The 24,396-nt window shown below is 59.8% G+C and carries 22 protein-coding genes, 1 tRNA gene and 1 pseudogene; 9 read left to right on the forward strand and 15 right to left on the reverse strand.

Annotated features, from left to right (window positions below; all coding sequences use genetic code 11):
• Positions 1 to 23 precede the first annotated feature (23 nt).
• Both AB7C87_RS02720 and AB7C87_RS02725 read left to right on the forward strand, forming a co-directional pair.
• Positions 24 to 1,880, forward strand: a complete 1,857-nt coding sequence (locus AB7C87_RS02720; RefSeq protein ID WP_369728376.1) for an ABC transporter permease — start codon at positions 24 to 26, stop codon at positions 1,878 to 1,880.
• Positions 1,877 to 2,968, forward strand: coding sequence for an ABC transporter ATP-binding protein (locus AB7C87_RS02725; RefSeq protein WP_369727863.1), 1,092 nt, complete (start codon positions 1,877 to 1,879; stop codon positions 2,966 to 2,968). The genes AB7C87_RS02720 and AB7C87_RS02725 overlap by 4 nt, the downstream gene beginning before the upstream one ends.
• Positions 2,969 to 3,065: 97 nt before the next feature.
• Here AB7C87_RS02725 and AB7C87_RS02730 read toward each other — a convergent pair whose 3' ends face one another.
• The gene (locus AB7C87_RS02730) at positions 3,066 to 3,644 is read right to left on the reverse strand and encodes an MBL fold metallo-hydrolase (protein ID WP_369727864.1); all 579 of its coding nucleotides are present in this window, start codon (positions 3,642 to 3,644) and stop codon (positions 3,066 to 3,068) included.
• A gap of 120 nt (positions 3,645 to 3,764) precedes the next feature.
• On the opposite strand from AB7C87_RS02730, the gene AB7C87_RS02735 reads away from it, so the two are divergent.
• Together AB7C87_RS02735 and AB7C87_RS02740 are read left to right on the forward strand one after the other, a co-directional pair.
• Positions 3,765 to 4,991 carry a helix-turn-helix transcriptional regulator gene (locus AB7C87_RS02735; RefSeq protein WP_369727865.1) on the forward strand — a complete coding sequence of 409 codons (1,227 nt, stop codon included), beginning with the start codon at positions 3,765 to 3,767 and terminating at the stop codon, positions 4,989 to 4,991.
• Positions 4,992 to 5,083: 92 nt separating this feature from the next.
• Positions 5,084 to 5,158: transfer RNA gene (locus tag AB7C87_RS02740), tRNA-Glu, on the forward strand.
• A gap of 60 nt (positions 5,159 to 5,218) precedes the next feature.
• Here AB7C87_RS02740 and AB7C87_RS02745 read toward each other — a convergent pair.
• From AB7C87_RS02745 to AB7C87_RS02765, 5 genes and pseudogenes are all read right to left on the reverse strand, one after another.
• On the reverse strand, positions 5,219 to 5,683 hold the full coding sequence (locus tag AB7C87_RS02745; RefSeq protein WP_369727866.1) for a PIN domain-containing protein: 465 nt from the start codon (positions 5,681 to 5,683) through the stop codon (positions 5,219 to 5,221).
• Positions 5,684 to 5,986 carry a hypothetical protein gene (locus AB7C87_RS02750; RefSeq protein WP_369727867.1) on the reverse strand — a complete coding sequence of 101 codons (303 nt, stop codon included), beginning with the start codon at positions 5,984 to 5,986 and terminating at the stop codon, positions 5,684 to 5,686.
• Positions 5,987 to 6,163: 177 nt separating this feature from the next.
• Positions 6,164 to 7,163, reverse strand: a pseudogene (locus AB7C87_RS02755) (IS630 family transposase).
• Positions 7,164 to 7,501: 338 nt separating this feature from the next.
• Positions 7,502 to 8,719, reverse strand: a complete 1,218-nt coding sequence (locus AB7C87_RS02760) for a Tm-1-like ATP-binding domain-containing protein (protein ID WP_369727868.1) — start codon at positions 8,717 to 8,719, stop codon at positions 7,502 to 7,504.
• A 1-nt stretch (position 8,720) separates the two neighbouring features.
• Positions 8,721 to 9,554: a phosphoenolpyruvate hydrolase family protein gene (locus tag AB7C87_RS02765; RefSeq protein ID WP_369727869.1), complete on the reverse strand. Its 834-nt coding sequence runs from the start codon at positions 9,552 to 9,554 to the stop codon at positions 8,721 to 8,723.
• Positions 9,555 to 9,786: 232 nt separating this feature from the next.
• Between AB7C87_RS02765 and AB7C87_RS02770 the strand changes: the two genes are divergently transcribed.
• On the forward strand, positions 9,787 to 10,200 hold the full coding sequence (locus tag AB7C87_RS02770; protein ID WP_369727870.1) for a cupin domain-containing protein: 414 nt from the start codon (positions 9,787 to 9,789) through the stop codon (positions 10,198 to 10,200).
• Between the two features lie 66 nt (positions 10,201 to 10,266).
• On the opposite strand, the gene AB7C87_RS02775 is transcribed toward AB7C87_RS02770, so the two are convergent.
• The 6 genes from AB7C87_RS02775 to AB7C87_RS02800 form a co-directional block, all read right to left on the reverse strand.
• Positions 10,267 to 11,526, reverse strand: a complete 1,260-nt coding sequence (locus AB7C87_RS02775; RefSeq protein ID WP_369727871.1) for an outer membrane protein assembly factor BamB family protein — start codon at positions 11,524 to 11,526, stop codon at positions 10,267 to 10,269.
• A 117-nt stretch (positions 11,527 to 11,643) separates the two neighbouring features.
• Positions 11,644 to 12,393, reverse strand: a complete 750-nt coding sequence (locus AB7C87_RS02780) for an ABC transporter ATP-binding protein (RefSeq protein ID WP_369727872.1) — start codon at positions 12,391 to 12,393, stop codon at positions 11,644 to 11,646.
• Positions 12,390 to 13,148, reverse strand: coding sequence for an ABC transporter ATP-binding protein (locus AB7C87_RS02785; RefSeq protein ID WP_369727873.1), 759 nt, complete (start codon positions 13,146 to 13,148; stop codon positions 12,390 to 12,392). The genes AB7C87_RS02780 and AB7C87_RS02785 overlap by 4 nt, the downstream gene beginning before the upstream one ends.
• A complete protein-coding gene (locus AB7C87_RS02790; protein WP_369727874.1) occupies positions 13,148 to 14,227 on the reverse strand; it encodes a branched-chain amino acid ABC transporter permease in 1,080 nt (359 codons plus the stop codon). The genes AB7C87_RS02785 and AB7C87_RS02790 overlap by 1 nt, the downstream gene beginning before the upstream one ends.
• Positions 14,224 to 15,162: a branched-chain amino acid ABC transporter permease gene (locus tag AB7C87_RS02795; protein ID WP_369727875.1), complete on the reverse strand. Its 939-nt coding sequence runs from the start codon at positions 15,160 to 15,162 to the stop codon at positions 14,224 to 14,226. Before AB7C87_RS02795 ends, AB7C87_RS02790 begins: the two co-directional genes overlap by 4 nt.
• 211 nt (positions 15,163 to 15,373) lie before the next feature.
• Positions 15,374 to 16,735 carry a substrate-binding protein gene (locus tag AB7C87_RS02800; RefSeq protein ID WP_369727876.1) on the reverse strand — a complete coding sequence of 454 codons (1,362 nt, stop codon included), beginning with the start codon at positions 16,733 to 16,735 and terminating at the stop codon, positions 15,374 to 15,376.
• A gap of 2,177 nt (positions 16,736 to 18,912) precedes the next feature.
• Here AB7C87_RS02800 and AB7C87_RS02810 point away from each other — a divergent pair.
• Both AB7C87_RS02810 and AB7C87_RS02815 read left to right on the forward strand, forming a co-directional pair.
• Positions 18,913 to 19,815, forward strand: coding sequence for a GAF domain-containing protein (locus AB7C87_RS02810; RefSeq protein ID WP_369727877.1), 903 nt, complete (start codon positions 18,913 to 18,915; stop codon positions 19,813 to 19,815).
• Positions 19,816 to 19,985: 170 nt separating this feature from the next.
• A complete protein-coding gene (locus AB7C87_RS02815; RefSeq protein ID WP_369727878.1) occupies positions 19,986 to 20,756 on the forward strand; it encodes an IclR family transcriptional regulator in 771 nt (256 codons plus the stop codon).
• Positions 20,757 to 20,838: 82 nt separating this feature from the next.
• On the opposite strand, the gene AB7C87_RS02820 is transcribed toward AB7C87_RS02815, so the two are convergent.
• The 3 genes from AB7C87_RS02820 to AB7C87_RS02830 form a co-directional block, all read right to left on the reverse strand.
• A complete protein-coding gene (locus AB7C87_RS02820; RefSeq protein WP_369727879.1) occupies positions 20,839 to 21,006 on the reverse strand; it encodes a hypothetical protein in 168 nt (55 codons plus the stop codon).
• Positions 21,007 to 21,221: 215 nt separating this feature from the next.
• A complete protein-coding gene (locus AB7C87_RS02825) occupies positions 21,222 to 21,956 on the reverse strand; it encodes a YIP1 family protein (RefSeq protein ID WP_369727880.1) in 735 nt (244 codons plus the stop codon).
• 218 nt (positions 21,957 to 22,174) lie between these two features.
• Entirely contained in the window at positions 22,175 to 22,909 is a 735-nt protein-coding gene (locus AB7C87_RS02830) for an SDR family NAD(P)-dependent oxidoreductase (protein WP_369727881.1), read from the reverse strand.
• Between the two features lie 159 nt (positions 22,910 to 23,068).
• Here AB7C87_RS02830 and AB7C87_RS02835 point away from each other — a divergent pair, with 159 nt between their 5' ends.
• Both AB7C87_RS02835 and AB7C87_RS02840 read left to right on the forward strand, forming a co-directional pair.
• Complete coding sequence (locus AB7C87_RS02835; RefSeq protein ID WP_369727882.1) at positions 23,069 to 23,773, forward strand: DUF8127 domain-containing protein; 705 nt, start codon at positions 23,069 to 23,071, stop codon at positions 23,771 to 23,773.
• A gap of 87 nt (positions 23,774 to 23,860) precedes the next feature.
• Positions 23,861 to 24,346 carry a DUF456 domain-containing protein gene (locus AB7C87_RS02840; RefSeq protein ID WP_369727883.1) on the forward strand — a complete coding sequence of 162 codons (486 nt, stop codon included), beginning with the start codon at positions 23,861 to 23,863 and terminating at the stop codon, positions 24,344 to 24,346.
• Positions 24,347 to 24,396 lie beyond the last annotated feature (50 nt).

The following is a 24,396-nucleotide window of genomic DNA, read 5'->3' on the forward strand; positions in this document are numbered from 1 at the left end:
CGCTTTCCCGCCGGCTCGAGCCGATTCGAGGCCGACTCGAACGCCGAGCGCTGTGGCTGACCGCGATCGTCACGGCGGGCGTTCTCGCGGTGATGCTGTACCTTCCCGTGGGAGTCGTCTTCGTCGAGGCCGTCCTCGTCGACGGAACGCCGACGCTCGCACACTTCGTCGACGTCCTCACCGATCCCTTCTACTTCGGGTTCCTCGCGAACGTCATCGCGGATCCCCTCGCGGTCGGAACGCACCTCGGCGCGCTCGTGGGCTGGCTCGCCGGGGTATCGATCTCGTTTTCGCTCGAGTACTCCCTCCCCATCGTCGACGTCCCGATCCCGTGGCTCGTCCTCGAGACGCCGGGTGTCCGGATGGGGCTGTTCGGCTTTACCGCCTACCAGGCGGCGCTCTCGACGGTCGCGAGCGTCGCCCTCGGCCTTCCCGCGGCGTACGTCCTCGCGAACTACGAGTTTCGCGGCCGTCGAACGCTTCGCTCGCTGACGATCTTGCCTTTCGTCCTGCCGGGGATCATGGTGGCCGTCGGCTTCTACGCGATGTTCGGGCGGGCGGGAACGCTCAACTCGATTCTCGGGCTCGCGGGACTCGGGCCGTTCGCGTTCGTCGAGGCGAACCCGCTCGCGATCGTGATCCTGGCTCACGCGTTCTACAACGCGCCGCTGGTCGCCCGGATCACCGTCGCCGCCTGGGAGTCCGTCGACCGCCGGGCCGTCGAGACCGCCCGAAGCCTCGGCGCCAGCGAGCGCCGCGCGTTCCGTGACGTCGTCGTCCCGCAACTCACACCGGCGGTGCTCACCGGCGCGCTACTGACGTTCATCTTCACGTTCATGACGTTCCCGATCGTGCTCGCGCTGGGCGGCCTCCAGCTCGCGACCGTCGAGGTCTGGATCTACGATCGCGTCCAGCGACTGGACTACGCCGAGGCCGCGACGCTCGCGATCCTCGAGACGATCCTCTCGCTCGGGCTCACCTACGCCTACCTGCGATACGAGTCCGCCAAGGCAGGGTTCGCGAGGTCGGGGTCGTCGCCGCCACGGGAGCCGCTGTTCCCCAACCTCCGGACGGCGCTCGCGCCGAAACGACTCGGCGTCCTCGCCTACGGGCTCGTCGCGCTGGTCGTCTTCGTCGGCCCCATGGCGAGTCTCGTCGTCGGGAGCGTCACCGACGGCGGCGGTTTCACCCTCCGGAACTACGCCTTTCTCCTCGAGCGCCAACTCGAGGGGGCCACCTTCCAGACGCGACCGCTTCCGGCGATCAGGAACTCGCTTCTGTTCGGTCTGGCAACGCTCCTGATCGCGGTTCCGATGGGCGTCGTCGTCTCGGTGCTGACGGCGCGGGCCGGCCGCGCTGGGACGGTCGTCGATGCGCTCGCGATGCTCCCCCTTGCGGTCAGCGGCATCGTCTTCGGGATCGGCCTCCTGCAAGGGCTCGTGTTCGGGATTTCGCTCCCCGGCGGATGGCGGTTTCAGGTGACGGGTGCGATCGCGATCGTCGTCGCCCACGCGGTGGCGGCCTACCCGTTCGTGACGCGAAACGTCTCGCCGTTGCTCTCGAGTCTCGATCCCGCACTGGTCGACTCCGCCCGCGCACTCGGCGCCTCGCGCTCCCGCGCGCTGATCGACGTCGAACTGCCGTTGATCGCGAGCGGGGTCGTCGCCGGCGCGGCGTTCGCCTTCGCCATCTCGATCGGCGAGTTCTCTTCGACGGTGATTTTGGCGAGCGGAAGCGAGAGCTACACCATGCCCGTCGCCGTCGAACGCTACCTCGGGCGCAGATCCGGGCCCGCGCTCGCGATGGGGACGCTGTTGCTCCTCGTGACCGCGGCCAGCTTCGTCGTCGTCGACCGCGTCGGCGGGAGGTACGAGCCGTGACCGAACTCCGCCTCGAGGGGGTCTCGAAGCGTTACGGCTCGAACGAGGACGGGGCAACGGCGCTTTCCGAGGTCGACCTGACCGTCCGCGACGGCGAGTTCTTCACGCTGGTCGGTCCCTCCGGCTGTGGCAAGACCACCACGCTCCGGACGATCGCCGGCTTCGAGGAGCCGACCGAGGGAACCGTCTCGTTCGACGACGAGCCGATGACCGACGTTCCGCCAGAACGCCGCGACGTTGGCGTCGTCTTCCAGAGCTACGCGCTCTTTCCGCACATGTCCGTCGCCGATAACGTCGGCTACGGCCTTCGGTTTCGCGAACCGCCAACGGGGACGACCGCCGACGAACGCGTCTCCGCGTTGCTCGAACTGGTCGACCTCGAAGGGATGGGCGAGCGCTCGCCCGACCAGCTCTCGGGCGGCCAGCGCCAGCGCGTCGCGCTCGCTCGAGCGCTCGCACCGGAGCCGGAACTCCTCTTGCTCGACGAGCCGATGAGCGCCCTCGACGCCCGCTTGCGGGAGTCGCTTCGCCTCCAGCTCAAACGAATCCAGTCCGACCTCGAGATCACGACCGTCTACGTCACCCACGATCAGGAAGAAGCACTCGCCATCTCGGATCGGCTGGCCGTGATGCGAGACGGCGAACTCGAGCAGGTGGGCCGACCCCAGGAGATCTACCGCGAACCGGCGACGCGGTTCGTCGCCGAGTTCGTCGGCGACAACAACGTCTTCGCCGGCGTGGTTCGCGACCACGACGGCACGACGTCCGGCGAGGGGCGAACGCGAGTCGGCGTGGGCGACGCGTCGTTCGAACTCGAGGCCGTTTCCGAGAACGCGAGCGACTCCCGAAGCGGTCCCGAAGCCCCGCGACGAGTGACGTTCTGCGTTCGCCCCGATTCACTCTCGCGAAATGCGGACGTCAACCGATTTACCGTCGACGTCGATACCTGCGAGTTTCTCGGCCAGAGCGTCCGCGTCCACGGGCGCTGGAACGGCGTCCCCGTCGTCTTGCGGCTCGAAGAGGTCCCCGACGACACCGTGGTGGTCGGCTTCGACCCTGGCGACGTCCACGTCGTCGAGACCTCGTAGCCCTCGAGCCACGAGACGACGGGGGAGAGACGGTGATCGAACGACGCGTGAGATTCGAGAGAGCGAGCGACGGGAGGGGACAAGAACCGACCGCAGGCTACATCTGTCGGGCCATCTGCCCGGCCAGTTCGACGTGTTCCGCGGGGTCGGTCGTCACGCTCGGCCCGTGGCCGGTGTGCATCTCCGTGAGATCGTCGGCGATCCGCTCGGCCAGTCGGTCGATACTCTCGATCAGCGTCTCGCGATCGCCCTCCTCGAGGTCGGTCCGACCGAAACTACCGTTCTGGAAGACGAGATCGCCCGCGAACAACACGCCCGCCTCGGGCGAGTACAGACAGAGGTGATCGTCCTTGTGACCCGGCGTGTGGAGTGCGACGTACTCGTGGTCGCCGAGTCGAACCGTCTGGCCGTCCTCGATTCCGTGATCGACGCCGGGATGGGAGGGATCGAACCCCCAGACGTCGACGTCGAACGCCTCTGTCACCGCCTCGAGGTTGCCGACGTGGTCGGGGTGGGTGTGTGTGAGGACGACTGCATCCAGGTTCTCGACATCCGACTGGAGACGGTCGACGACGTCGAAGTTCGCGCCGGTGTCGACCAGGACGGTCCGATCGCCGTCGACGAGGAAGGCGTTACTGGTAAACGCCCGAACGCCACCTGCGAGGTTCGTGATCATAGCGTCCGATACGGCGGCGGTCGGTTTGTGCGTATCGACACGTGCCAGGCCCGAACAGTTGCGAGGGTTCCATGCCGCTATTCACAAGGATTTTTAGCTCCGGCACGTAGTGATAGACGAATGAGCCGGTCGGTTTCCGTCGGGTTCGTCGTCTTCGTCGTCGTCGTCTCTCTGGTCGGGGTCCCGGGATCGGCGGCGGCCAGTGGTGTACACGACCACGCCGCCAGCGCGAACCCGACGACAGGGGACGGAGCTGTGGTCACGTCCGTAGCGACGGCGAGTCAGTCCGAAATCGACTCCCGGGATTTCGACACCACGACGTTCGAAATCGTCGTTCACGAGAACGGGAGCGCGACGTGGACGTTCCGCCACGAGCAACGGCTAGACGGCGGCGAGGACACGAGCGAAATGGTTGCGCGCGAGAACTTCCGCGAGTTCGCCGAGGAGTTCGAGTCCGACGGTGAGGACTTCGGGCTGTACGAACGGTTTCAGGACCAGGCCCAGGCGATGACCGAAACGGGCGCCAGCGCGACCGACCGAGAGATGGAAGCGACGAACTTCAACCGGACGGCGGGCATCGACGAACAGCTCAACCCGGTCGGCATCGTGGAGATGTCGTTCCTCTGGGACGGGTTCGCGGCGACCGACAACGGAACCGTCGTCGTCGGCGACGTTTTCCAGGATCTCTACATCACGGACGACCAGTCGATCGTCGTCGTCGCGGACGACGAGCTGACGTTCGAAAGCGCCGAACCCGAACCGGAGTACGTCGGTACCTCACTCGAGAACGCCGATTCGGTCACCTGGAGCGGGGAACAGGAGTTTCTAGACGGTCATCCCCGTGCCGTCCTCGAGCAATCCGGAAGCGAAACCGGAAGCGCCGGCGGCGGCGGTGGCCCCGTCTCCGGAATGGGTGACGACGGCGCCGACGGACCGCCCTGGAATCTCCTGGCGATTGCACTCGTCGTTTCGCTCGCGGCCGTGATCGCCGTCGTCCTGTATCGTCGCCGTTCCACCGACACCACCCCCGAGATGACCGCGCCGGTCGATTCTCGGTCCCCCGACGACCAACCGATCGAGCCGACCGCCGATCCGACCGACTCGTTCCCAGAAGAGGAACTGCTCAGCGACGAGGACCGCGTCGTCAACCTCATCCGGGACAACGGCGGGCGGATGAAACAGGTCAACATCGTCGACGAAACCGGCTGGTCGAAGTCGAAAGTGAGCATGCTCCTCTCGGATATGGAAGACGAGGGTACCATCAGCAAACTTCGCGTCGGCCGCGAGAACATCATCAGCCTCGAGGGATTCGAACCCGAAGCGACGAAATCCCCCTTCGACGAGTGACCAACTACGATCGTGTCAGAACTCCCCACCCCCGGGTCGAAACGGAATCCTTAAACACAAACCCGCATTACGAACGAATGCGTACCAGACGCGCTCCGATGGTGTAGTCCGGCCAATCATATTGCCCTCTCACGGCAATGACCAGGGTTCGAATCCCTGTCGGAGCACTATATTTACGGGAAAATCACTTAAATATCGATTTTGCCCGTACGTTTCACGCCTTTCTATCAGTAGTCCACCGTGAACTGAGTGTCATCGAGAAGCGTCAGCGCGTCACCCGGGGATAATTGATCAGTCCGAACGAAGATCGAAAGGAGCGTTGGAGTCGTGACGAGGCGCGTATTTGCGAGGGAAGCGTGGATAAGTCCGAGTTGGTTGAACTCATCGCAGAGGAATAACGATACATCGGACTCGTTAGCGAGTGTGACAGCGGCATTTTCGCCGTCGTCGAGTGGGAATGTTGAATCGAGATCAACGGCCTCTGTGGTGAGCGTATTGCGGCGGTCGAGAACTACTGTTGCGGCCTGACCGTAATTGTCGTCATACGAAGCGATATCTCGGAGTTCTTCGACAACTTCCGGTGGAACGACTACATCGTAATTGGTGAGGAATATCGAGAGCGGGTCGGGGTGAGACTCACCAACGACACCGAGACTGACGAGTGCTGAGGAGTCTGCAACTGCTAGTGACATCTATAGCTCGGCGGCTTCGTCGACGAAGTCTTCGTTGAGTTGCTGTTTGAGCACCCGGAAATTGGCTGCCTTTTCAGCGCCGACGAGTGATTTGAGTTGGTCGAAGGTAATTTCACCGTCGTAGTACGCGGCTGCGATCTGTTGAACGAGTGCATCGTCGTGTGTGGCTTCCTGAAGGTACTCACGAAGTGCAGTGACGAGAATGTCTGTCCGGTCCTCGCCGAGGACATCTGCGAGCGCATCAGTCCGATCAATAAGCCGGTGAGGCGCACGAAACTGGACTCGTTTTTTATCGCTACTCATCATGTGTATACTGTGAGCGTGGCTACTGAGCCGTTGTCGTGTGTACACTGTGAGCCAAGTAACAACTGAAACGGTGTACACACATTCGAAGCGAAACGGCACAGAACGACAGTTCGACGGCCCTGAGTCGATAAATCGCGAGGTGTGTACAATGACTTTCAGTGGCGATAGTGGGGATTAGAAATAATTGCTCACTGTTGGTATAGAGAGTTGGTCAAGAGCTGTATCAATCGCCGTTGTAAGATCGTCGAGTGACTCAAAGAAGCGGTTGCTGAGAGCGGCTTGGAGTTGTCTCCAGCACTCCTCAACAGGATTTAACTCTGGCGAGTACGCCGGTAACGTGACGAAGGCGAGGTCGTCACGGGCCGCCAGGTCCGTGACGGCAGATGCCTGAAAATACGGCGCTCCATCCAGTACAATGAGCAAATCATCTTCGAACTCTCTACATAATTCAAAAGTGAAATATTTGGCGTGTTCGGCGGTTACGTACTCTTCGAATCGAGCGAAAAAGCGATCACCGTCTTCGGTGATCGCGCCCAAGAGACACGTCCAGTCGCGTTGACCGGATAATTCAAGAGACGGCCGCGTGCCGCGAGGAAACCACGCGGCACGCGGCTCGACTTACACGGATTTCTTGGTTTGATCGATACAGACTACTGTGGCGTCCATCTCCCGCCGCTTTTTTTGAACTCTTCGCGGAACGTTTCTTGCTCGTCAGCATCGGATTCAGCAGCTGTGCGGCGTGGTTTTTGATAGCTCAATCCCGCTTCGTTGAGCAATCGCCGGCAACTCGGGATTGAGTATTCGACATCGTACGTCTCGTCAAGATACTGCTGGACGAGCGCCGGCGTCCATGCCGGCGCGTCGAGCCCAACTTTCTCAGGAGGTTCGTGGACAGTTGCTTCGAACTGTTCTTGCTGTTTTTCGGAGAGCTTTTGATTCCTCCCAGATCGGTGATCATCAGACACAGCCTGTACAAGCGACTCATCAGTATCGAGTCGCTTGAGCCAACTATAGATCGTCCGTCGCTCCACGCCGTACCACTCGGCGAGTTCAGTCTGCTGAACGCCATTTTTGTACGCTATTGCGGCTAAGAGCCGTTGTGTCGGCTTTTTTCGTTTCCGTTGTCGAGAGCATCTTGCAACTCTTCGACTGAGATTTCGTCGAGGTGATCCACTGTCTGTTGTCTGTCTTCACGAGCAAATAATTCTAACGGATACCATAGTTTTTCCGCTTTGGAGTCTTGTTTTGGCGGATGATGGCTATCACTCTATAATCGTAATTAAGATGGTGGGTTGTCTATTATGTCATCTAAACTTGAGGTTCGGTAGCGTTTCTATCTGTTTCGGCTCGGTTTCAGTAGTCGATCACGCATCGACGATATGAAATATAGTAGCCACTGCAAGTCATTGCACACCTGATCGCCAGACGTGTCGGCGGCCAGTGTGTAAATAGTTGCAGTTGTTACTATAGCTCAACCACGCAAGGAGCGCTTGGAACCGTCGTAATCATACGTCAGACCGTGTTAGTAGTACTCATATACTCGTCGAGTCGTTTTGCCATCGCTACAGCAAACCGTTCGTCGTTGATCTCGGTTTCGTACTCGACTAATTCGACGGTATCATCGATCGTTTCGCGAAGGGTTTCGAACAGGGCCGTATCGGCCTCCGGATCGTGAAATACCTCGCCTTCGACGTCGAGCATCGAAACGCCCTCGAGCGGTAGATAGAGCGCAGTCGCCCCCCTCGATCTGGAGAGTTTCTCGCTGATGATACGGCCGAGCTCTTCGGTTTCCGTGGCGGTCGTTCGCATCAACGTGACCGCCGGATTGTGTTCGTGGAACGTACGCCCTTCGAACGTCCCAGGCACCGACTCCCGCGGACCGAAGTTCACCATATCGAGGGCGCCCACCGAGACGACCTGTGGCGTCCCCGTTTCGGCCGCGGCGTCGAGACGGTCCGGTCCCGCACTCAGGACGCCGCCAACGAGTTCATCGGCCCACTCGGTGGTCGTCACGTCTAACACACCGTCGATAATTCCCTGGCGGACGAGATCCTCTAACGCCCGTCCACCGGCACCGGTTGCGTGAAATACGATGGTTTCGTACCCTTGCTCTTCGAGATAGTCACGGGCGGCCTGAACGCACGGGGTCGTAACCCCGAACATCGAGATGGCGACCGTCGGTTCGTCCTCGATGTCGACGGCGGGGTCGTTTCGTACCATCCCGACCATCGCGAGGACGCTGTTCGCGATAACCCGCTGAGTAAGTCGGTTGATCCCCTCGATATCCGCGACGGAATGGACCATCATCACGTCTTTCCCGCCGACGTACGGTTCGACGTCCCCCGATGCCACCGTCGACACCATCACCTTGGGCACGCCGACTGGAAGTGCACGCATCGCCGTCGTCGCGACGGACGTATTCCCCGACCCCCCCAGTCCCAGTACGCCCTCGAGCCGTCCCTCGTCGTGGAGTCGCCGTGCGATCGTCGCGGCGCCGTCCCCCATCGATTCCATCGCTTCGCCGCGGTCGGCCGCTTCGCGAAGGTGCTGGAGGGTCGTGTCGGCGGCTTCGGCAACCTCGGACGCACTCGTATCGGGATCGTGTTCCGGATCGCCCACGACACCGACGTCGACGACGTGTACATCGACGCCGTGGGACTCGAGGATGTCCGTCGCGAACCCGATCTCCTCACCTTTCGTGTCGAGCGTCCCTACGATGACGACGGCCATATCATATCGGAATCTCCTTGAATTCACGCGTCTGGTTCTGGATCGCCTCCTCTGTCGGGAGCCGTTCGATGCTGGACGCACCGAAGAAGCCGACGACTCCCTCCGTGTTCTGGAGGACGTACTTCGCATCGTCGGGCCAGGCGATCGGTCCGCCGTGACAGATCACCATGACGTCCTCGTTGACCGCTTTGGCCGCATCGTGATGTGCCTGGACGCGCTCGGCGGCGTCTTCGAGGTCGAGTGCCGTTTCGGCGCCGATGTCACCGGAGGTCGTCAGACCCATGTGTGAGACGATGACGTCGGCGCCCGCTTCGGTCATTTCGCGGGCTTGCTCTTCGGTAAACACGTAGGGACAGGTCAGCATACCCTGTTCGGCGGCTTCCTGGATCATGTTGATCTCTTTGTCGTAGCCCATACCGGTCTCCTCGATATTTCGGCGGAACCGAGAGTCTTCCTCGAAGAGCCCGACAGTCGGGAAGTTCTGGACGCCCGAGAAGCCACGACGCTTGAGTTCCGTCACGAAGACCTCCATTTCGCGGAACGGGTCGGTTCCGTTGACGCCGGCTAGTACCGGCGTCTCATCGACGACAGGGAGCACTTCCTGTCCCATCTCGAGAACGATTTCGTTGGCGTCCCCATAGGGGAGCAATCCCGCCAGCGATCCTCGTCCGTTCATCCGATAGCGACCGGAGTTGTAAATGATGAGCAGGTCGACCCCGCCGCGCTCGGCGAACTTCGCCGAGATTCCCGTTCCGGCCCCGGCACCGATGACGGGGTTACCGTTTGCGACAACCCCTCGAAGCCGCGAAAGGGATTTCTCTCTATCCACATGCATGATTAGCAAGCAAATAGTATAGACGATACATAATCAAGCTTTGCATCGTAGAAGCGTCGCTTCTCCCGTTCTTCGCACCGCATCGTAACGACGGCAACGACGTACATACTGATCGCGATGAAACACGGAGACGTGACGATCGGTGTTCCACAGGGGTTCGGTACGGAGCTCGGTTGGTTCCGTTGTGTCGTCGGTACAGTTAAGCCACTGTGTGTCACACCCACATTTGTCAATGTCCGAGAAGCACTTCGTCCGTAGCGAGAACGTATCGACACAGCAACTCGACTGGGGGACCATCAAGTGGATGTCGAAGCCTGGGGTGACTGACGCGGAGCGATTCAGTGCTGGTGTCGTGTTCCTCCAGCCCGGAAAGGGCCACGACCTCCACACACACCCCGACAGCGAGGAAGTGCTGTACATAATTAGCGGAGAGGGTGAGCAAACCGTCGCCGGCGATACCCGCGAGGTCGGTCAGGGAGACATGATACACATTCCCGCAGACGTCGAACACGGGACCCAGAACACCGGCTGGGAACCGCTGAAGTTCCTGGCGATCTACTCGCCGCCAGGTCCCGAGGAAGAGGTCGGTGCGTTGCCAGAATGCGAGATCCTCCCGCCCGGCGAGCTTCCGGTTCGAGAGGAGTAGAAAATCACCGACTGTTTTTCGCACAAGCGACACGAGACGGCTGTCGCCCCATCGCTCGGACGGGACCTATCCGACCGCGTATATTCGACCGTCGGTGCCACCGAAGTAGAGAGAGCCGTCGACGAGAGCCGGGCTGGACCCGACGCCCCGCCCGCCGACCTCCAGAAACCATTCTTCTTCTCCCTCCGTGGAGAGTGCGTGGACGCCGACGCCGTCGTCCTCGGACTGTCGGTGAGTGCCGATGTACAGACGATCGTCCGTGACGACCGGACTGCTACCGATTTCCAGGGCGGACGTCTCGAAGCGCCACTCCGTCTCGCCGTTCGTTCGGTCCAATCGGAACACCTCCCCGTAGTTCGTCGTCGGATCGTCGGCCGGGTTGTAGGGCGTGTGTCCGACGTATACGGCTTCCTCGTCGACGGCGACCGAGCCGGAGACGTAGTCGCCGTGCGTATTGGCCGTCCACTCGGTCTCACCGTCGGTCGCGTCGACGGCGTGTATCTCGCCGGTCCAGTCCCCGAAATACACCGTCCCGAAAGCCACCGCCGGGCTCGACCAGATCATGCTGTGTGTTTCGTAGGTCCACACCACGTCTCCCGACCCCACCTCGAGTGCATAGAGGACGCCGTCCGATCCCCCGATATAGACGGTGTCGCCGCGGATCGCCGGAGCACCCACGACCTCGTCGCCGACGTCGTACCGCCAGTTCGTCTCCCCCGTCGCCGCGTCCAGGGAGTACACCCACCCGTCTTCGGAGACCTCGGCCTCTTCGGCGTACCAGGAACACGCGAGATTGTGACAGCCGACGCCGACGACGACCGCGTCTTCGTGAAGCGTCGGACTCCCACGGACCAAGCCCGCGAACTCGCGCTCCCAGCGTCGATCACCCGTCTCCGCCTCGATGGCGTACAGGTGTTTGTCGTACGATCCGACGTACACGGTCTCGTCACCGTACGCAGGGGTTCCTTCAACCCGGTGCTCCGTCGGGAAGGTCCACCGAGTGTCCCCCGTCTCGGCGTCGACTGCGTACACCGAGTGGTCCGCACTGCCAATATACACGGTCCCGTCTACAACCGCCGGGCTTCCCCAGACGGGACCGTCGGTTTCGACGGTCCACTCGATCGACGGATTGGAACCGATCGGCGAAACGCCCTTAGCGAAGCCGGTGTTGAAGCGATCGCCACGAAACGACGGCCACGCGCCAACCGGTTCGTCGACGGGATGTTCCCCCGGCTCACTCGCGGCCGGGTCCAAACAGCCGCCGCCAAGGGTGACCGTCGACGCGGCAACAATCCCGAGAAATCGCCGTCGGTTCGTCTTCGTCATACCCGTCTATCGTTTGCGTCCTGGCAAATAACTGTTGTCCCGAGAGATCGATCGCACATCGTGATCGGATGGACACCGGAAACCACCAGAATGAGAGAGCCGTCGGCTCTCGATCGATCAGACGACGAGGTATTCGTCGAGATCCTCGTCCTCGAGGCTGGATACCGTTCCCTCGTGGACGATTTCACCCTGATCCAGCACGTAGCCGCGGTCCGCAAGCGTCAGTGCTTCGCGGACGTTCTGTTCGATGAGCAGGACCGTCATTCCCTGGTCGGCGATAGCTTCGATCGATTCCGAAACCCCCTGGACGATCTGTGGGGCCAGCCCCTCCGTCGGTTCGTCGAGAAGGAGCAACTCGATATTCGGCAGCCGAAGCGTCCGAGCGATCGACAACATCTGTTGTTCGCCGCCCGACAACGTCCCCGACTCCTGATCCCGGCGTTCTTCCAGTACGGGGAAGAGTTCGTACAGTTCCTCAAGGCTCATCGTCCCCGCACTACCTGCAGTACCGCGTATTCTGCGTCGGATCGTGTTCCACGGACTCCGGGTGATCGCCGACAGCCGAAGGTTCTCTTCGACTGTCAGTTCGGAGAACAGGCGACGTTCTTCGGGAACGACGCCGACCCCGGCCATCGAGATATCGTCGGCCGGCCAATCGGTGATCTCGGTGTCGTCGAACCGGATCGATCCCGACCGGACCTCCGGTGGCTCGGTCCCCGCGATGCTCCGGACCGTCGTCGTCTTGCCAGCACCATTTCGGCCGAGCAACGTGACGATTTCTCCCTCTTCGATCTCGAGGGAGACTCCTCTGAGGATGTGGCTGGCCCCGTAATAGGAGTGTACGTCGTCGATCTCGAGGAGGGTCACGCGTTTTCACCCCCGAGGTAGGCCTCACGAACCCGCGGATCGTCCCTGATCTCCGCGGGAGTTCCGTCGGCGATCAGCCGTCCCTGGTGGAGCGTAAAGATCCGGTCGGAGACGTCGAAGACGATGTCCATGTCGTGTTCGACGAGGAAGATCGTCGTCCCCCACTCGGCGAGGAGGTCGTGAATCAACTCGACGGCCATCTCCGTTTCGCTCGGCGACATCCCCGCTGTCGGTTCGTCCATGAACATCAGGTCCGGATCCGTCGCCAGCCCGATAGCGATTTCGAGACGTCGTTTGTCCCCGTACGGGAGCGACTCCGCAGCTAACTCGGCCTCTTCCTCGAGTCCGATGGTCGCGAGGATATCGTCGGTACGGTTGTGAACGTCGTCGTAGGAATCACGGCGACGGAAGAAGTTGAGGCTGAACGATCCGTGTTCCGTTGCGAACGCGGCGACCGTGACGTTTTCTCGGACCGTCAGCTCCGGAAAGATCGATGCGGTCTGGAACGACCGGCCGACGCCGAGATGTGCGATCTCGAACGGATCCATCCCCACGAGGTCGGTCTCGTCGTAGTAGATCTCGCCTCGAGTCGGCGACAACCGGCCCGTAATCACGTTGATCAACGTCGACTTGCCCGCACCGTTCGGTCCGATGAGCGAGACGAGTTCGCCGCTCTCGACGTCAATAGTTACGTCGTCGAGCGCTCTGATGCCACCAAATTCTTTCGTCAGGTCGTGTGTTTCGAGTAGCGCCATTATCGATCACCTCCGATCGTTCGGAGTTTCGAGCCGATTTGCTGGAGCATTCCCCACAGTCCGTCGGGATACTTCCAGACGACTGCGGTGAACGCGATCGCGAGCAGTAGGAGCCAGTACCGGCCGACGTAGGCGAACCCGTCGACGACGCCCTCGAAGTAGAAGAAGACGATCGCGCCGAGGACCGGTCCGACCAGCGTGCCGAGGCCGCCCAGTACGGTCATCACGACGACGTCTCCGCTCGTCTCCCAGAAGAGCCTGTTGACGCCGGTGAATCCGGTCTCCACCGTATAGAGTGCACCTGCAATCCCGGCGATAGTGCCGGAGAGGAGATATGCAGCGAACTTGTACCGCCAGACGTCGAGTCCGACGAACGACGCACGCGTCTCGTTTTCTCGAACGGCCTTGAAGATCAGGCCGTACGGCGATTTTCGGATCCGAGTGATGAACACCACGACACCGATGAAGAACGCGCCGATAAACAGGTACATCTGATCGACCCACAGCGTCCCGAGGACGCCAGGAAGCAGCTGGCGAAGCGAGACCACGCCGAGAACCGCATCCGGCGACGCCGAGAGCCCGTTGATCCCGTTGGTCCACGGCTCGAGGGGCTCTCTCACCAGATAATACAGCATCTGTGCGATCGCCAGCGTCACGATCGCGAAGTAGACCGTGTGCAATCGGAGCAAAATGAACGCCGAGACGAACGCCAGGATCATCGCAAAGAGCGTACCCACGATGATCATGAAGAGCGGATCGCTGTGGATGTACACGGCAAAGAGCGCGGCGGCGTACGCCGCGCCCCCCCAGAACATGGCGTGGCCAAACGACAGGAGTCCCGTCTGGCCTAACAACAGATTGAACGCCAGGGCGAAGATCGCCCAGACGAGCATCGTCCGAGCGAGGCCGTGATACCCCTGGAGAAGCGGCGCGGCCCTGAAGAAATACGAGAACAGCGCGACGAACGTGGTCGCGGCGGCAAACACGAACCACTCCGTGTGCTTGATTCGATCCCAGGTCTCCCAACTGACCAGCGATGACTCCCCGTCGACGACCTCCCGTAGCGTATCCGTACTCATTGTCCAACCTCCGCCGTGGGGTAGATTCCGCTCGGACGGATCGTCAGGACGACGATCGCCAGCGCGTAGATACTCGCCCGCGCCATATCGGGCTGGATCTGCGTCACCGCCGCGAAGACGAACCCCGCGAGGAACGCGGCGACGACGGTCCCTTTGATGCTCCCGACGCCGCCCATGATGACGATGACCAACGCGGGAATGATGATCTCGATTCCGATCTGTGGTGTCACGTTAAACAGCGATCCGCCGAGGACGCCGGCTAACCCCGCGTATCCCGCTCCGATGGCGAAGATCAACAGAAACGGGCGACCGATCCTGATCCCGAGCATCTCGGTCATCTCCGCGTCCTCGGTACCGGCACGAACCGCGAGCCCGTAATCGGTGTACCTGTAGAACGCGAAGATGAGTAACAGAAACAGGAGAGTCAAGACGACGACGAAGACCCGGATGGTCGAGGCCGTAGCCATCCCAGGTGGTGTGCCGACGAGCGGAAGCGATATTACTCCCGTCGCCCAGTCTGGGCGAGAATAGATGTGTCCCGTCCGACCGAAGAGGATGGCAAACACTTCCTGAAAGATGATCAGGATGCCGAACGTGACGAGAAGCTGGTCCAGCATGTCCCGCTCGTAGAACGGTTTCGCCATCAGTCGTTCCATGGCGACACCGATGACGAACACGATCAGCGGCGTCAGGATCAGCGCTGCTCCGAATCCGAGTCCCAGGCCGATCGACGAGTCGATGGCACCGCCGTACGAACGGTCGTATCCGATGAGAAGACCGATGTAGGCCCCGGCGAGATACAGCACGCCGTGTGCCATATTCACGTACTTGAGGGAGCCGAAGACGATCGAGAGGCCGATCGCGACGAGGAGGTAGATCGACGCGACGCTCAGCGCGACGAACAAGAATCCGATTGCATCCGATAGCAGGCTCATCGATCCATCCACCCGGTAGAATACGCTATTGTCCAGTGCATGCGTCGGTTACCGGTACTGTGTTTGTTACTGGTTTCCCCATTATTATCTCTCCAGACAATATCCAACTGTCCACGACAGGAACGGAAACCGCTCGAAAACGGGTGCCACGGCTACGCGCAGAGCGGACCGCCCTCCGGGACAGACTGCCGAACTCGTTCATTTTCGAGTGCTATTCATCGCCGTACTCGTTGTTATCCATGGTACACTCGTTGGCGGGATACTCCTCGCAGTCGTAGATGAGCGGATCGGTCGTCTCGATGACTTCGGTCCGGATACCGAGTTCGTCCGCCCTGTCATCGTCGACACCTTCGACGAGATACCACGGCCGCTCCACCTGGTGATCACATTCCCGGAACTGCGACTCGCCCCACGCCTGATTCCACGAGAACTCCTCGAGCGTCCGGACGACAGTCGGGGGGTGGAACGTCTCGGCTTCCTCGACGGCCGCCGCATAGACGAGTACGGATTCGTAGGTGTGCAACGAACTTTGATTCGGCGTTTCGTCGTACTCGTCCTGATACGCCTCGACGAAGATTTCGCTCGCTTCGTTATCCGCATTGGGGTTCCAGGGTTCCATGCCGTAGACCCCTTCCGCGTCGGCTCCGAGCGGATCGAGCGTAAAGGCGCTGACGTGTGGGATAATCACGTCGACGTCGTCCGTGAGCCCCGCATCCCGCATCTGTGCGAGGCCGCTCGCAGCGAGATCCCCGAAGCTGGAGAAGTAGAGGGTGTCTGCGTCAGACTCTTCGAGATCTGAAATCTGCGAACTGTGATCCGTCTCGTCCTCGGCGATCGCGGATTCGCCGCCGTCCTCCCACGGCCCCTCTTCTACGAGGTACTTCGTGGCGGAATCGCGGTTCGATTGACCGTACGAGTAGTCCATGTAGATGTGGAACAGGGATCGATCTTCGCCGAGGACGCTCGGTAATAAATCTCCGGCGGCCATCCCGATAATCTCTGCATGGAACGTCGGATGGAAGTAGTATCGCGAGCAGTTCTCGCCACTGATCGCCGAGGACGTCGAGTTCCCACCCATGAACGGGACTCGTTCTCGCTGTGCGATCTCCTGCATCCGCATCGTCACCGTACTATTCATGCCGCCGGTCCAGAACTGGATGTCGTCGCGGTCGATCATCCGCTCGATGTTGTCTGCCGCGGTGTCAGGATCTCCGGCGGTGTCGGCGGTGACGGATTCCACGCTGTAATCGAGAACGCCGTCACCGCTCAACTGATCGAAGTTGTCGACCAGCCCGCCGCCTTCGTTTAGATGCTGGATGGCGAGATCGTAGCCGAGTCGCTGATCCTGACCGTCCGGTCCTAACGCGCCGGACTCCGGGCCGTTGAATCCGAACACGACCTCGTCGCCGTCGGGCGGGAAATTCCCGATAGCCTCTTCCTGGTCTTCACCACCCAGACAGCCTGCGATACCTGCGACTGCACCCGCTGCACCGACGTGTTTCAGTACCTCACGTCGTCGAACGTTGTTGCCACTCGAGACTTTCCCCTGACTGCGGACTCCGTCTGGGTCCATGCTAGCTAACAGCACCCAATCATATAAAAAACTATGGGGAATGACAGGAGATGGTCTCGCTCTCACGATAGTAGCCACAGAACGTCAGTGTGTACCCGATCACAGAGTGCGGTTCGGAGCGAGCGCGGTTCGGAGCGAACGAAGTCGTTCGAACGACCAGCGGTCGTTCGTGATGACGAACATCTTCGATTTTCGAACCATGAGCGAGAACCGCGCAACGGCGAACGGGGAACCCAGTGACCCGTGAGCGAAAACCGCGACGTACAATCGGTGTGTGAGCTGTTTCAGTTGTTACGATAGAGTCGTGGTCTGTACAGCGCGTGACGGGATTCTCCTCCAACAGATGTCATCGATAACGTTCGACGAGAGTATTAGGAAGAAACTGATTGGTAGCGATCGGGTTCGTTGGCCCCAATAAGCGGTAACTTCGCCGTCTCGAGGTAATATTCAGCTGACTGCCCACTGGAATTCGCATTATGTGAATGCCCTTTACTTCGATATTCATTTCTCGCTCGTGTGGGTGTTTTGTACGGCTTTAGATCGCTCATCGTGTGCCACACCGGAAGCAACATTCGCAAAATGTGAATGAGGATATCGTTATAGGTGAGCTCCGTCTGGTTACAGCTGAGACATTGAACCGATCGTTGGCGGCTCTCTCCTGTAGATTACCCAGGGATCGCGATCGACTGGCGCGATCAGCGACTCACCCGCAGATTGAACACATCGTACTCGCCGATTCGGTATTTCAGGTCCGTTCAACGAGGTGACGCACGCAATAAATTACACCCATACGCATGTAATTCGGGAGTCGGAGGTGAGATATTGGATACGAACGTACCGCCGGTGGATCACTGAGTTTTCTCGTTCGTACGAGAGTCGCGACAGGAAACATTCACATAATGAGAACGTGGTCTGATTCGTTCGACTATCTCCTGATCTACTCACCGACGATGCATTCGAATATATGATGTTTTGGCAGCATGAACTGTTGTTAAGTGGATCACACTCCAAATAGAAAATACTAATCGAAGAATTGATATGACTGACAACACTTAATCAGATAAGCCCGCTCGCGATTAGGCACGGAAAGCCAATATACAGCCAGCCGCTCCTAGGAACCCGAATCACATTGTACGCTGGGAAACCGTGGTTCCGATTGACGGTCAGCAGTACTGGCTGTACGAAGGGTTCGTCAAAATCTAATAAATCACCATACACAGCTGTTGCCGACGAATCTGGCCACATTAGCTGAATACGCCCTCCGAAAACTGACTGAAACATACGATGGTGGAGACGCTGTGGTTGTCGTTCGTAGGGCACAGTATCTCCCGACAGCACTCCACCGATGCGAGATCTGCTTTGCTACCAGAACAGGAGAATACAATATATTTGATTATATAAGTATTATGCTATAATGTAGAATATACTGCTTAATTACTATTTTCAAACGAGGGAGATCAACCACAAAATTGTGATATCGAGCTTTCACTGTCTGAGACGATACGACAAACGACACGCGGTTCCTCGGTAGTGGGTGAGACTACAACTGGTAGTGTTCGGGATTATTCAAGGAACGAGGGGTTCGGTTTCAACGTGTTCTGTACTCGAGGATGTACGACTTACTCGTCGTATCGCCAGTTCGACTTGGATTTTGTAGGGCGAGGGGTAACACCGCGGCTGTTGATAACGCTCAGTATACGGTTCCATCATACTGGACGATCTCTTTCATATACTGTTCGAGTTCTCGAGATACCAGACGTTGAACGGGCTCGGTTGACTGTACGCCGTTGTCGATCCTGGCTCGTACGAACTACTCCACACGAGGATTGAGACGACTGAAAACGAGATCGTAGCCGGTGAATTCTTCACGGAGTTACGCGAGAAACACGGCGTTGTCGACGTCGTGGTTTTCGTCAATAGCGATGGCACTGAACGATGCCTACGACGACACGGTCTCGGTTTCGTATACGAACGAGAGAGGCATCAGAACAGTGCCAAACGTATTTTCTGTGAGATAACACATCGAACCTCACTATTCTCGAACTGGTTTAGCAGTACATACGCAGAAACCGCCGATCAGTGGCGCAGATCTTTCGCGTTCGTGTAAAACCAGCGTATCTGTACACGATGGTGAAACGGGACCAAGAATATAAGTGGAGGTGGGATAAGAATTGTCTATGAATAAAAATTATGTACATGACCAATCTGAATATCAGTATCCCGATGGAAACCGCTACCAACAATTACTGGCCAGTGTCGAGCGGCTCACTGGCACCGGTGTCTGGTCGTACGACGGTATCACTGAAGAATTCTGGTGGAGCGATCAAGCCAAACGATTGCTCCAGATAGACTCTGATAGCCAACCCGAATTCCAGGACGTTATCAGATCGTTTCCAGAAGACGATCGGTCGACAGCGGTAGGCGCGTTTACCGATGCGCTTGCGGAGCCGGAACCGTTCGAGGTTCACGGCTGGATTACGACTGAGGGGCGAAACGAACGGTATTTGCGAATCCGTGCTGAACCCCAACAGCTAGCGGAGACTGCAGTCAAACTGTTCGGGACGGTAGAGAACGTCACTGATGTGAAACGTCAAGAGCAACGTATCGAAGTACTGCGACGAACCAGCCAGCAACTCCGCGAAGCAAACTCGTGTCAGGCTGTGGCTGAAATTATGGCCGAAACGTCGAAGAACATTCTTGGATACGTCAACACGACTGTTCGGTTGGTCGACAGCTCCGAAGAAGTCTTACGCACCATCGTTACGACCGAAGAATGTGTAGAACGGGCGGGTGAACGGCCCGATTATTCTATCTACGAAGCGACCCCAGCGGCGCGAACGTATCGAACCGGAGAACCGGAACTCCACACCGATCATCGGACAACTGAGGATGAGCGCGATCGTGGCGAGTTGATGTCCGGACTATACGTTCCGATCGGTGATCACGGTGTCCTCAGTGCCGGTGACGTTATGATCGACGCATTCGATAACCGAGATATCGAAGCTGCCAGCCTGCTCGGCCAACTCGGGGCAAAAGCGATTACCCGAATCGACTGGACGAAACGATCTCGAGCGATCTGAGCGACCCACAGTCGCTCTGGGTTTCTGTAGTGGGCCCATCAAATTCGTCTCGCCCTCGTGGCATCGATCCGACTCAGCACTGTTGGGTTTGCCCCGGCAAGACGGGTTAGCACGGCCCGGTTTTGTGAGATCACAAACAGCTTTGATGATGGAGACGCTACCTGATTGGTATGCTCGACGGCAACGGGAGGACACTGAAGACGACGCAAACCTCCTTACAAATTCTCGAACTCATTTTAGAACACGAGGGATTATCACTTGCTGAGTTTGATCAGATGATCGATAAGCCCAAGAGTTCGTTACACAGTCATCTGAATACGCTCGTCGACTGTCGATATCTGGTCAAAGAGGAGGGTGTCTACAAACCCAGTTTTCGACTCGCACTACTAGGAGATCGAGCCCGGCAGCGAAACCGCCTCAAATCAGTTGCCGTCGAAAAGATCGACGAACTTACCGCGGCAACTGGTGAAGAAGCTAACTTCACCGTGTTAGAGTACGGTCGCCTCCTCATGATTTACGGATCGTCGGGTGTGACTCCCAATGCGGACGATGACGCTCTGTTTCGACGAGAGTACCACCTTCACAATACGGCTGCAGGGAAGGCACTACTGGCAGAACTGGATCGGGACCACGTCGAGTCGATTCTAGACGAGTGGGGAATGCCTCGCGAAACTGAATCGACGATTACCGATAGAGAACGCCTGTATTCGTCGCTCGAGACCATCTCCGATCGTGGATACGCAATCGTCAACGAAGAATTCGCTCCCGGATTGGTCGCAGTCGGCGCAGTGGTCCACAACGACGAAGAGGATGTCGTCGGTGGTCTAAGTATTGGTGGTCCCAAGTATCGTATCGACATGTCCCGCCTTCACGACGAACTTGCTGATCAACTACTTGCGACGGTTGCCGAATTAGAGCGAGAATCACCGATCTTGGTTTGAAGGCGAGAGAACTGTTGGTTTCGACGTCCGTCGAATTCACTCACATCTGTGGCTTCACCGGGAAACCTGTACAGCAAGCCAGTCAGGGCTCGAGATCGACGGTCAGGTCGGTCGCGATCCAGCCATCGGTGTTGTCTCGTTCGGTGAAGACGTGCTTTCCGGGTCGAGTCTCGTGGCTGCTTACGATCGCCGTGGGCTCCTCCGGTTCGTCCTCGTCGTCCAGATCCTGCCTGCGGGCGGGTACGTCCATTACGAGAGCTTAGGCGACCCTAAATCTAAAAAGGTTTTGGTGAGCCTAAGTCTCTGGCAACTGGAACGTCTCTTTCCTCCGTGACGACTGGCAAAGACGTATCCTCCTCGTACGGACGGTGACACGTACCAAAGCGGTCGCTCGTACGAGCAACCAGACGCCGGTTCCGACGCGCCCAGACGGATACGGTGTACCAATCGTTGCAACAAGCCGTCTCAGAAAACGGCGAACGGCACCAGAAGCGCCAACGGAACGCCGACCGCGGCCGCTGCGGTCCCCCAGGGTACGTCGGCGTCTCTCGAGAGTCCGCCAGCGAGTATGTACCACTGCCAGAGGAGGACCAAAAGCGAGACGGTCACGAGGATGGGCTCCAGCGAGGCCATCGCTCCCTCGATGACGCCGACTTCGGCTTCGGGGTCGGTGATCGTCACGTCCTGGAGGACAAACCAGAACCCGACGATCACGGCGGCGAGTCGGGCGAACTCCGGTACCGCCGCCCAGCCCGCGAGTGCGAACGAGCCGGGAACCGAGGGGTCGCCGCCGGCGATGCGACCGGCGCTGAACAGGACGATCCCACCCAGCATCCACATGATAAACGGCGAAATAAACGCGAGCGGGATGTACTCGTGAAACGCCTCCTGGGCCAACGCGCCCGCATCGCGTTCGATCGTCGCTGGTTCGTCACAGTTCTCGCCGAGGAGCGAATCGGAGTCGTCTTCGTGCTGATCACAGACCCACTCCGGTGGCCGGTCCGGGTTGTCCATCGTTACTGTCGCGTCGATCGATCCAGCGAATATCGAGCCGAGAAGTGAGATACTGATCACGAGAGCAATCGCGAGCATGAGGACGATTCCCGCCGCGATCAGGAGTGTTTCAGCCGGCGATCGTTCCGCGAAAAACGTCTCGGGTGAGAGCAAAAACGTCCGCACGGAATGGAGAATGGAGGGCATCGTGACGAATCGTTTAGACATTGAAAGTAAATGTCTTTTCAAACGTCTTCGCGAGAGTGGATCCCGAAGATGCCCTCGAGCGTCTCAACGAGTCTCCCCGACGGCCGAACTCGCCTCCGTGATCGCTCGCGGACCGTCGATACAGCGTCTGTAGTAGCCACTGAACGGCATTTCACACCTGATCGCCAGAGAGATCGGCGATCAGTGCGTACATCGTTTCAGTTGTTACTATACGAAACGAGACGACGAACGATCGACTCCGGCATCGCCGCCAGGAACCAGGCGACCAGCCGCCAGCGTCGCGTGACGTAGACGTGGTCGCGTCGCTTGCGGATCGCTCGAGCGATCTGTGCGGCCGCGGTCTCGGGCGAAGCCATCCAGAACAGCTCCTCTCCCATCGCCATCTCGGTGTCGACGAAACCGGGCTCGACTGTCGTAACCGTCACGTCGGTTTCGCGTGTGACTTGCCGACTCCGAAGACCCTCGAGGTAGGTCGAGACGTAGGATTTCGAGGCGTTGTACGCGGGTGCGCCCGGGTTTCCGAACGTCGCACCGACGGAGGAGATGCCGACGAGGTGGCCGCCGCCCCGGGACTCGAAGTACTCCATCGCCGCCGTCGCGATCGCGGTAAACCCCCGGACGTTGACGTCGATCGTCTCCCGCTCGGGCACCCACTCGAGGTCCCTATTGAGGTGGCCGACGGCGGCGCTGAGAACGACGAGGTCGACCGACCCCATTGCCGCGGTGAGTTCGTCGAACGCCTCGCGGGCGTCCTCGGCGTCCGTCACGTCCATCGTCGCGACGTACGCCTTGGTCGGTAGCTCGGATCCGATCCGCGTCATGCGGTCCCGGCGCCGGGCAGCTAACCCGACCTCGTAGCCGTCGCCCGCGAGTTCTCGAGCCAACGCCTCGCCGATTCCCGACGACGCGCCGACGATGATCGCTCGCTGCATACGACGTCGTTTTCCAACGGAACGGAAAACGATGCTGATCGGAGGCGGGAACTCGACGATGGATACCGGCGAGCGACCTAAACCGGTACGTCCGTCGCATCGCCCGGAACTGGTTGGATTTCCGATGCATATATGGATGTTCTCGAGAGAGCGATGAGTATGTCCCCGCAGTCCTCCTCCAGACTCGCCGCCGATTTCCACTGGCGACTCGTACTCACTTGTCTGGCCGTCGTGGCTGTACTGGTCGCCGCCAGCGCCGTCGGTTTCGCCGGCACGCCGTCGCTGTCGGCGACGGAGTTCGATCCCGAAACCGACCACGAGGAACTCACGAGTGCCTCGAGCATTCACGATGCGGACCGCGCTAGTTCCCCGAGCGGTGACGTCCGCGACGCGTTCTCGGCCGCGGCCGAAGACGGCCGCTACGAGGGAACGATCGAGAATGCGTCCGACCAGCACACGTTCCTCAACAACGAGCGATACGATTTCGTCCGCTTCGAGGGGACGTTCTACGGGTTCGACGCCGACATCGACGGAGAACACGTCGTCATCGAAGCCGACGAACGCGACCCGCAATCCATCGCCGACGAACTCGCGGTCGACCTCGAGGACGCTCCCGACCCCGTACGGGAGACGATAGAGACCGGCGAACCGGTCGAGTACACCGGCGAGAGATCGGAATCGGATATCGTCGTCGACGACGGTACCTACTACGTCGTGACCCTCGGCCCGCCGCTGCACGGCTCGAGCGCGCTAGGATCGGTGGTTCTCGTGGGTGTGACGTTGCTGGCGGGCGGAGTACTGATCGTCGGAATCGCCGTCCTCGTGGTCGGAGGAGTGTGGCTCCACCGGCGGCGAGGATCCTGACCGGGACCGCACCCGAACCGACCGATCACCGCGGCGTCGCTCGGGAAGAACAACAGGCCTTTGACCGGATACGCCGTCCGGTCGGGTATGGTCGAGGCCGTCGCCGTTCTCGCGGTCGCGTTGCTCGTCGCCGGCATCGTCGGAACGCTGGTCCCGCTGGTCCCCGGCGGCTTGCTCTCGCTGTCGGGACTCTCCCTCTACTGGTGGCACTCCGGATTCACCGAGCCAGGACCGATCGCGCTCGCCGTCCTCACGACTCTTGGTGTCCTGACGCTTCTCGCCGAGTTTTTCGGCGGCTCTGCCGCCGCGAAAGCCGGTGGCGCCTCCTGGCGTACGACGGGTGCGGCCGCGGTCGTCGGAATCGTCCTCATGATCGTCACCGGCCCGCTCGGGTTGCTGGCCGGCCTCTTCGGGACCGTCTTCGTCCTCGAGTACGTCAGAAACGGCGAACTCGAGCGAAGCGCCCGATCGGCGCTCTACGCGACGGTCGGTATCCTCGCGTCGACTGCGGTACAGTTCCTGCTGGCCCTGTCGATCCTGCTCGGGTTCGTCCTCGCGGTCTTCGTACTGTAGAATGGTTCGACGGCGCTGTCGACATTCTCTTCGAGGGCACCGACCGGTCC

The sequence above is a fragment of the Natrarchaeobius versutus genome (assembly GCF_041205745.1).
Taxonomy (GTDB): domain Archaea; phylum Halobacteriota; class Halobacteria; order Halobacteriales; family Natrialbaceae; genus Natrarchaeobius; species Natrarchaeobius versutus.

Excerpts from the sequence above, each read along its gene's own strand:
- AB7C87_RS02730 (WP_369727864.1), bottom strand. The coding sequence starts at position 3,644 with ATGATCACGAACCTCGCAGGTGGCGTTCGGGCGTTTACCAGTAACGCC.
- AB7C87_RS02735 (WP_369727865.1), top strand. The coding sequence starts at position 3,765 with ATGAGCCGGTCGGTTTCCGTCGGGTTCGTCGTCTTCGTCGTCGTCGTC.
- AB7C87_RS02745 (WP_369727866.1), bottom strand. The coding sequence starts at position 5,683 with ATGTCACTAGCAGTTGCAGACTCCTCAGCACTCGTCAGTCTCGGTGTC.
- AB7C87_RS02750 (WP_369727867.1), bottom strand. The coding sequence starts at position 5,986 with ATGAGTAGCGATAAAAAACGAGTCCAGTTTCGTGCGCCTCACCGGCTT.
- AB7C87_RS02760 (WP_369727868.1), bottom strand. The coding sequence starts at position 8,719 with ATGGCCGTCGTCATCGTAGGGACGCTCGACACGAAAGGTGAGGAGATC.
- AB7C87_RS02765 (WP_369727869.1), bottom strand. The coding sequence starts at position 9,554 with ATGCATGTGGATAGAGAGAAATCCCTTTCGCGGCTTCGAGGGGTTGTC.
- AB7C87_RS02770 (WP_369727870.1), top strand. The coding sequence starts at position 9,787 with ATGTCCGAGAAGCACTTCGTCCGTAGCGAGAACGTATCGACACAGCAA.
- AB7C87_RS02775 (WP_369727871.1), bottom strand. The coding sequence starts at position 11,526 with ATGACGAAGACGAACCGACGGCGATTTCTCGGGATTGTTGCCGCGTCG.
- AB7C87_RS02785 (WP_369727873.1), bottom strand. The coding sequence starts at position 13,148 with ATGGCGCTACTCGAAACACACGACCTGACGAAAGAATTTGGTGGCATC.
- AB7C87_RS02790 (WP_369727874.1), bottom strand. The coding sequence starts at position 14,227 with ATGAGTACGGATACGCTACGGGAGGTCGTCGACGGGGAGTCATCGCTG.
- AB7C87_RS02795 (WP_369727875.1), bottom strand. The coding sequence starts at position 15,162 with ATGAGCCTGCTATCGGATGCAATCGGATTCTTGTTCGTCGCGCTGAGC.
- AB7C87_RS02800 (WP_369727876.1), bottom strand. The coding sequence starts at position 16,735 with ATGGACCCAGACGGAGTCCGCAGTCAGGGGAAAGTCTCGAGTGGCAAC.
- AB7C87_RS02810 (WP_369727877.1), top strand. The coding sequence starts at position 18,913 with ATGAATAAAAATTATGTACATGACCAATCTGAATATCAGTATCCCGAT.
- AB7C87_RS02815 (WP_369727878.1), top strand. The coding sequence starts at position 19,986 with ATGCTCGACGGCAACGGGAGGACACTGAAGACGACGCAAACCTCCTTA.
- AB7C87_RS02820 (WP_369727879.1), bottom strand. The coding sequence starts at position 21,006 with ATGGACGTACCCGCCCGCAGGCAGGATCTGGACGACGAGGACGAACCG.
- AB7C87_RS02825 (WP_369727880.1), bottom strand. The coding sequence starts at position 21,956 with ATGCCCTCCATTCTCCATTCCGTGCGGACGTTTTTGCTCTCACCCGAG.
- AB7C87_RS02830 (WP_369727881.1), bottom strand. The coding sequence starts at position 22,909 with ATGCAGCGAGCGATCATCGTCGGCGCGTCGTCGGGAATCGGCGAGGCG.
- AB7C87_RS02835 (WP_369727882.1), top strand. The coding sequence starts at position 23,069 with ATGTCCCCGCAGTCCTCCTCCAGACTCGCCGCCGATTTCCACTGGCGA.
- AB7C87_RS02840 (WP_369727883.1), top strand. The coding sequence starts at position 23,861 with ATGGTCGAGGCCGTCGCCGTTCTCGCGGTCGCGTTGCTCGTCGCCGGC.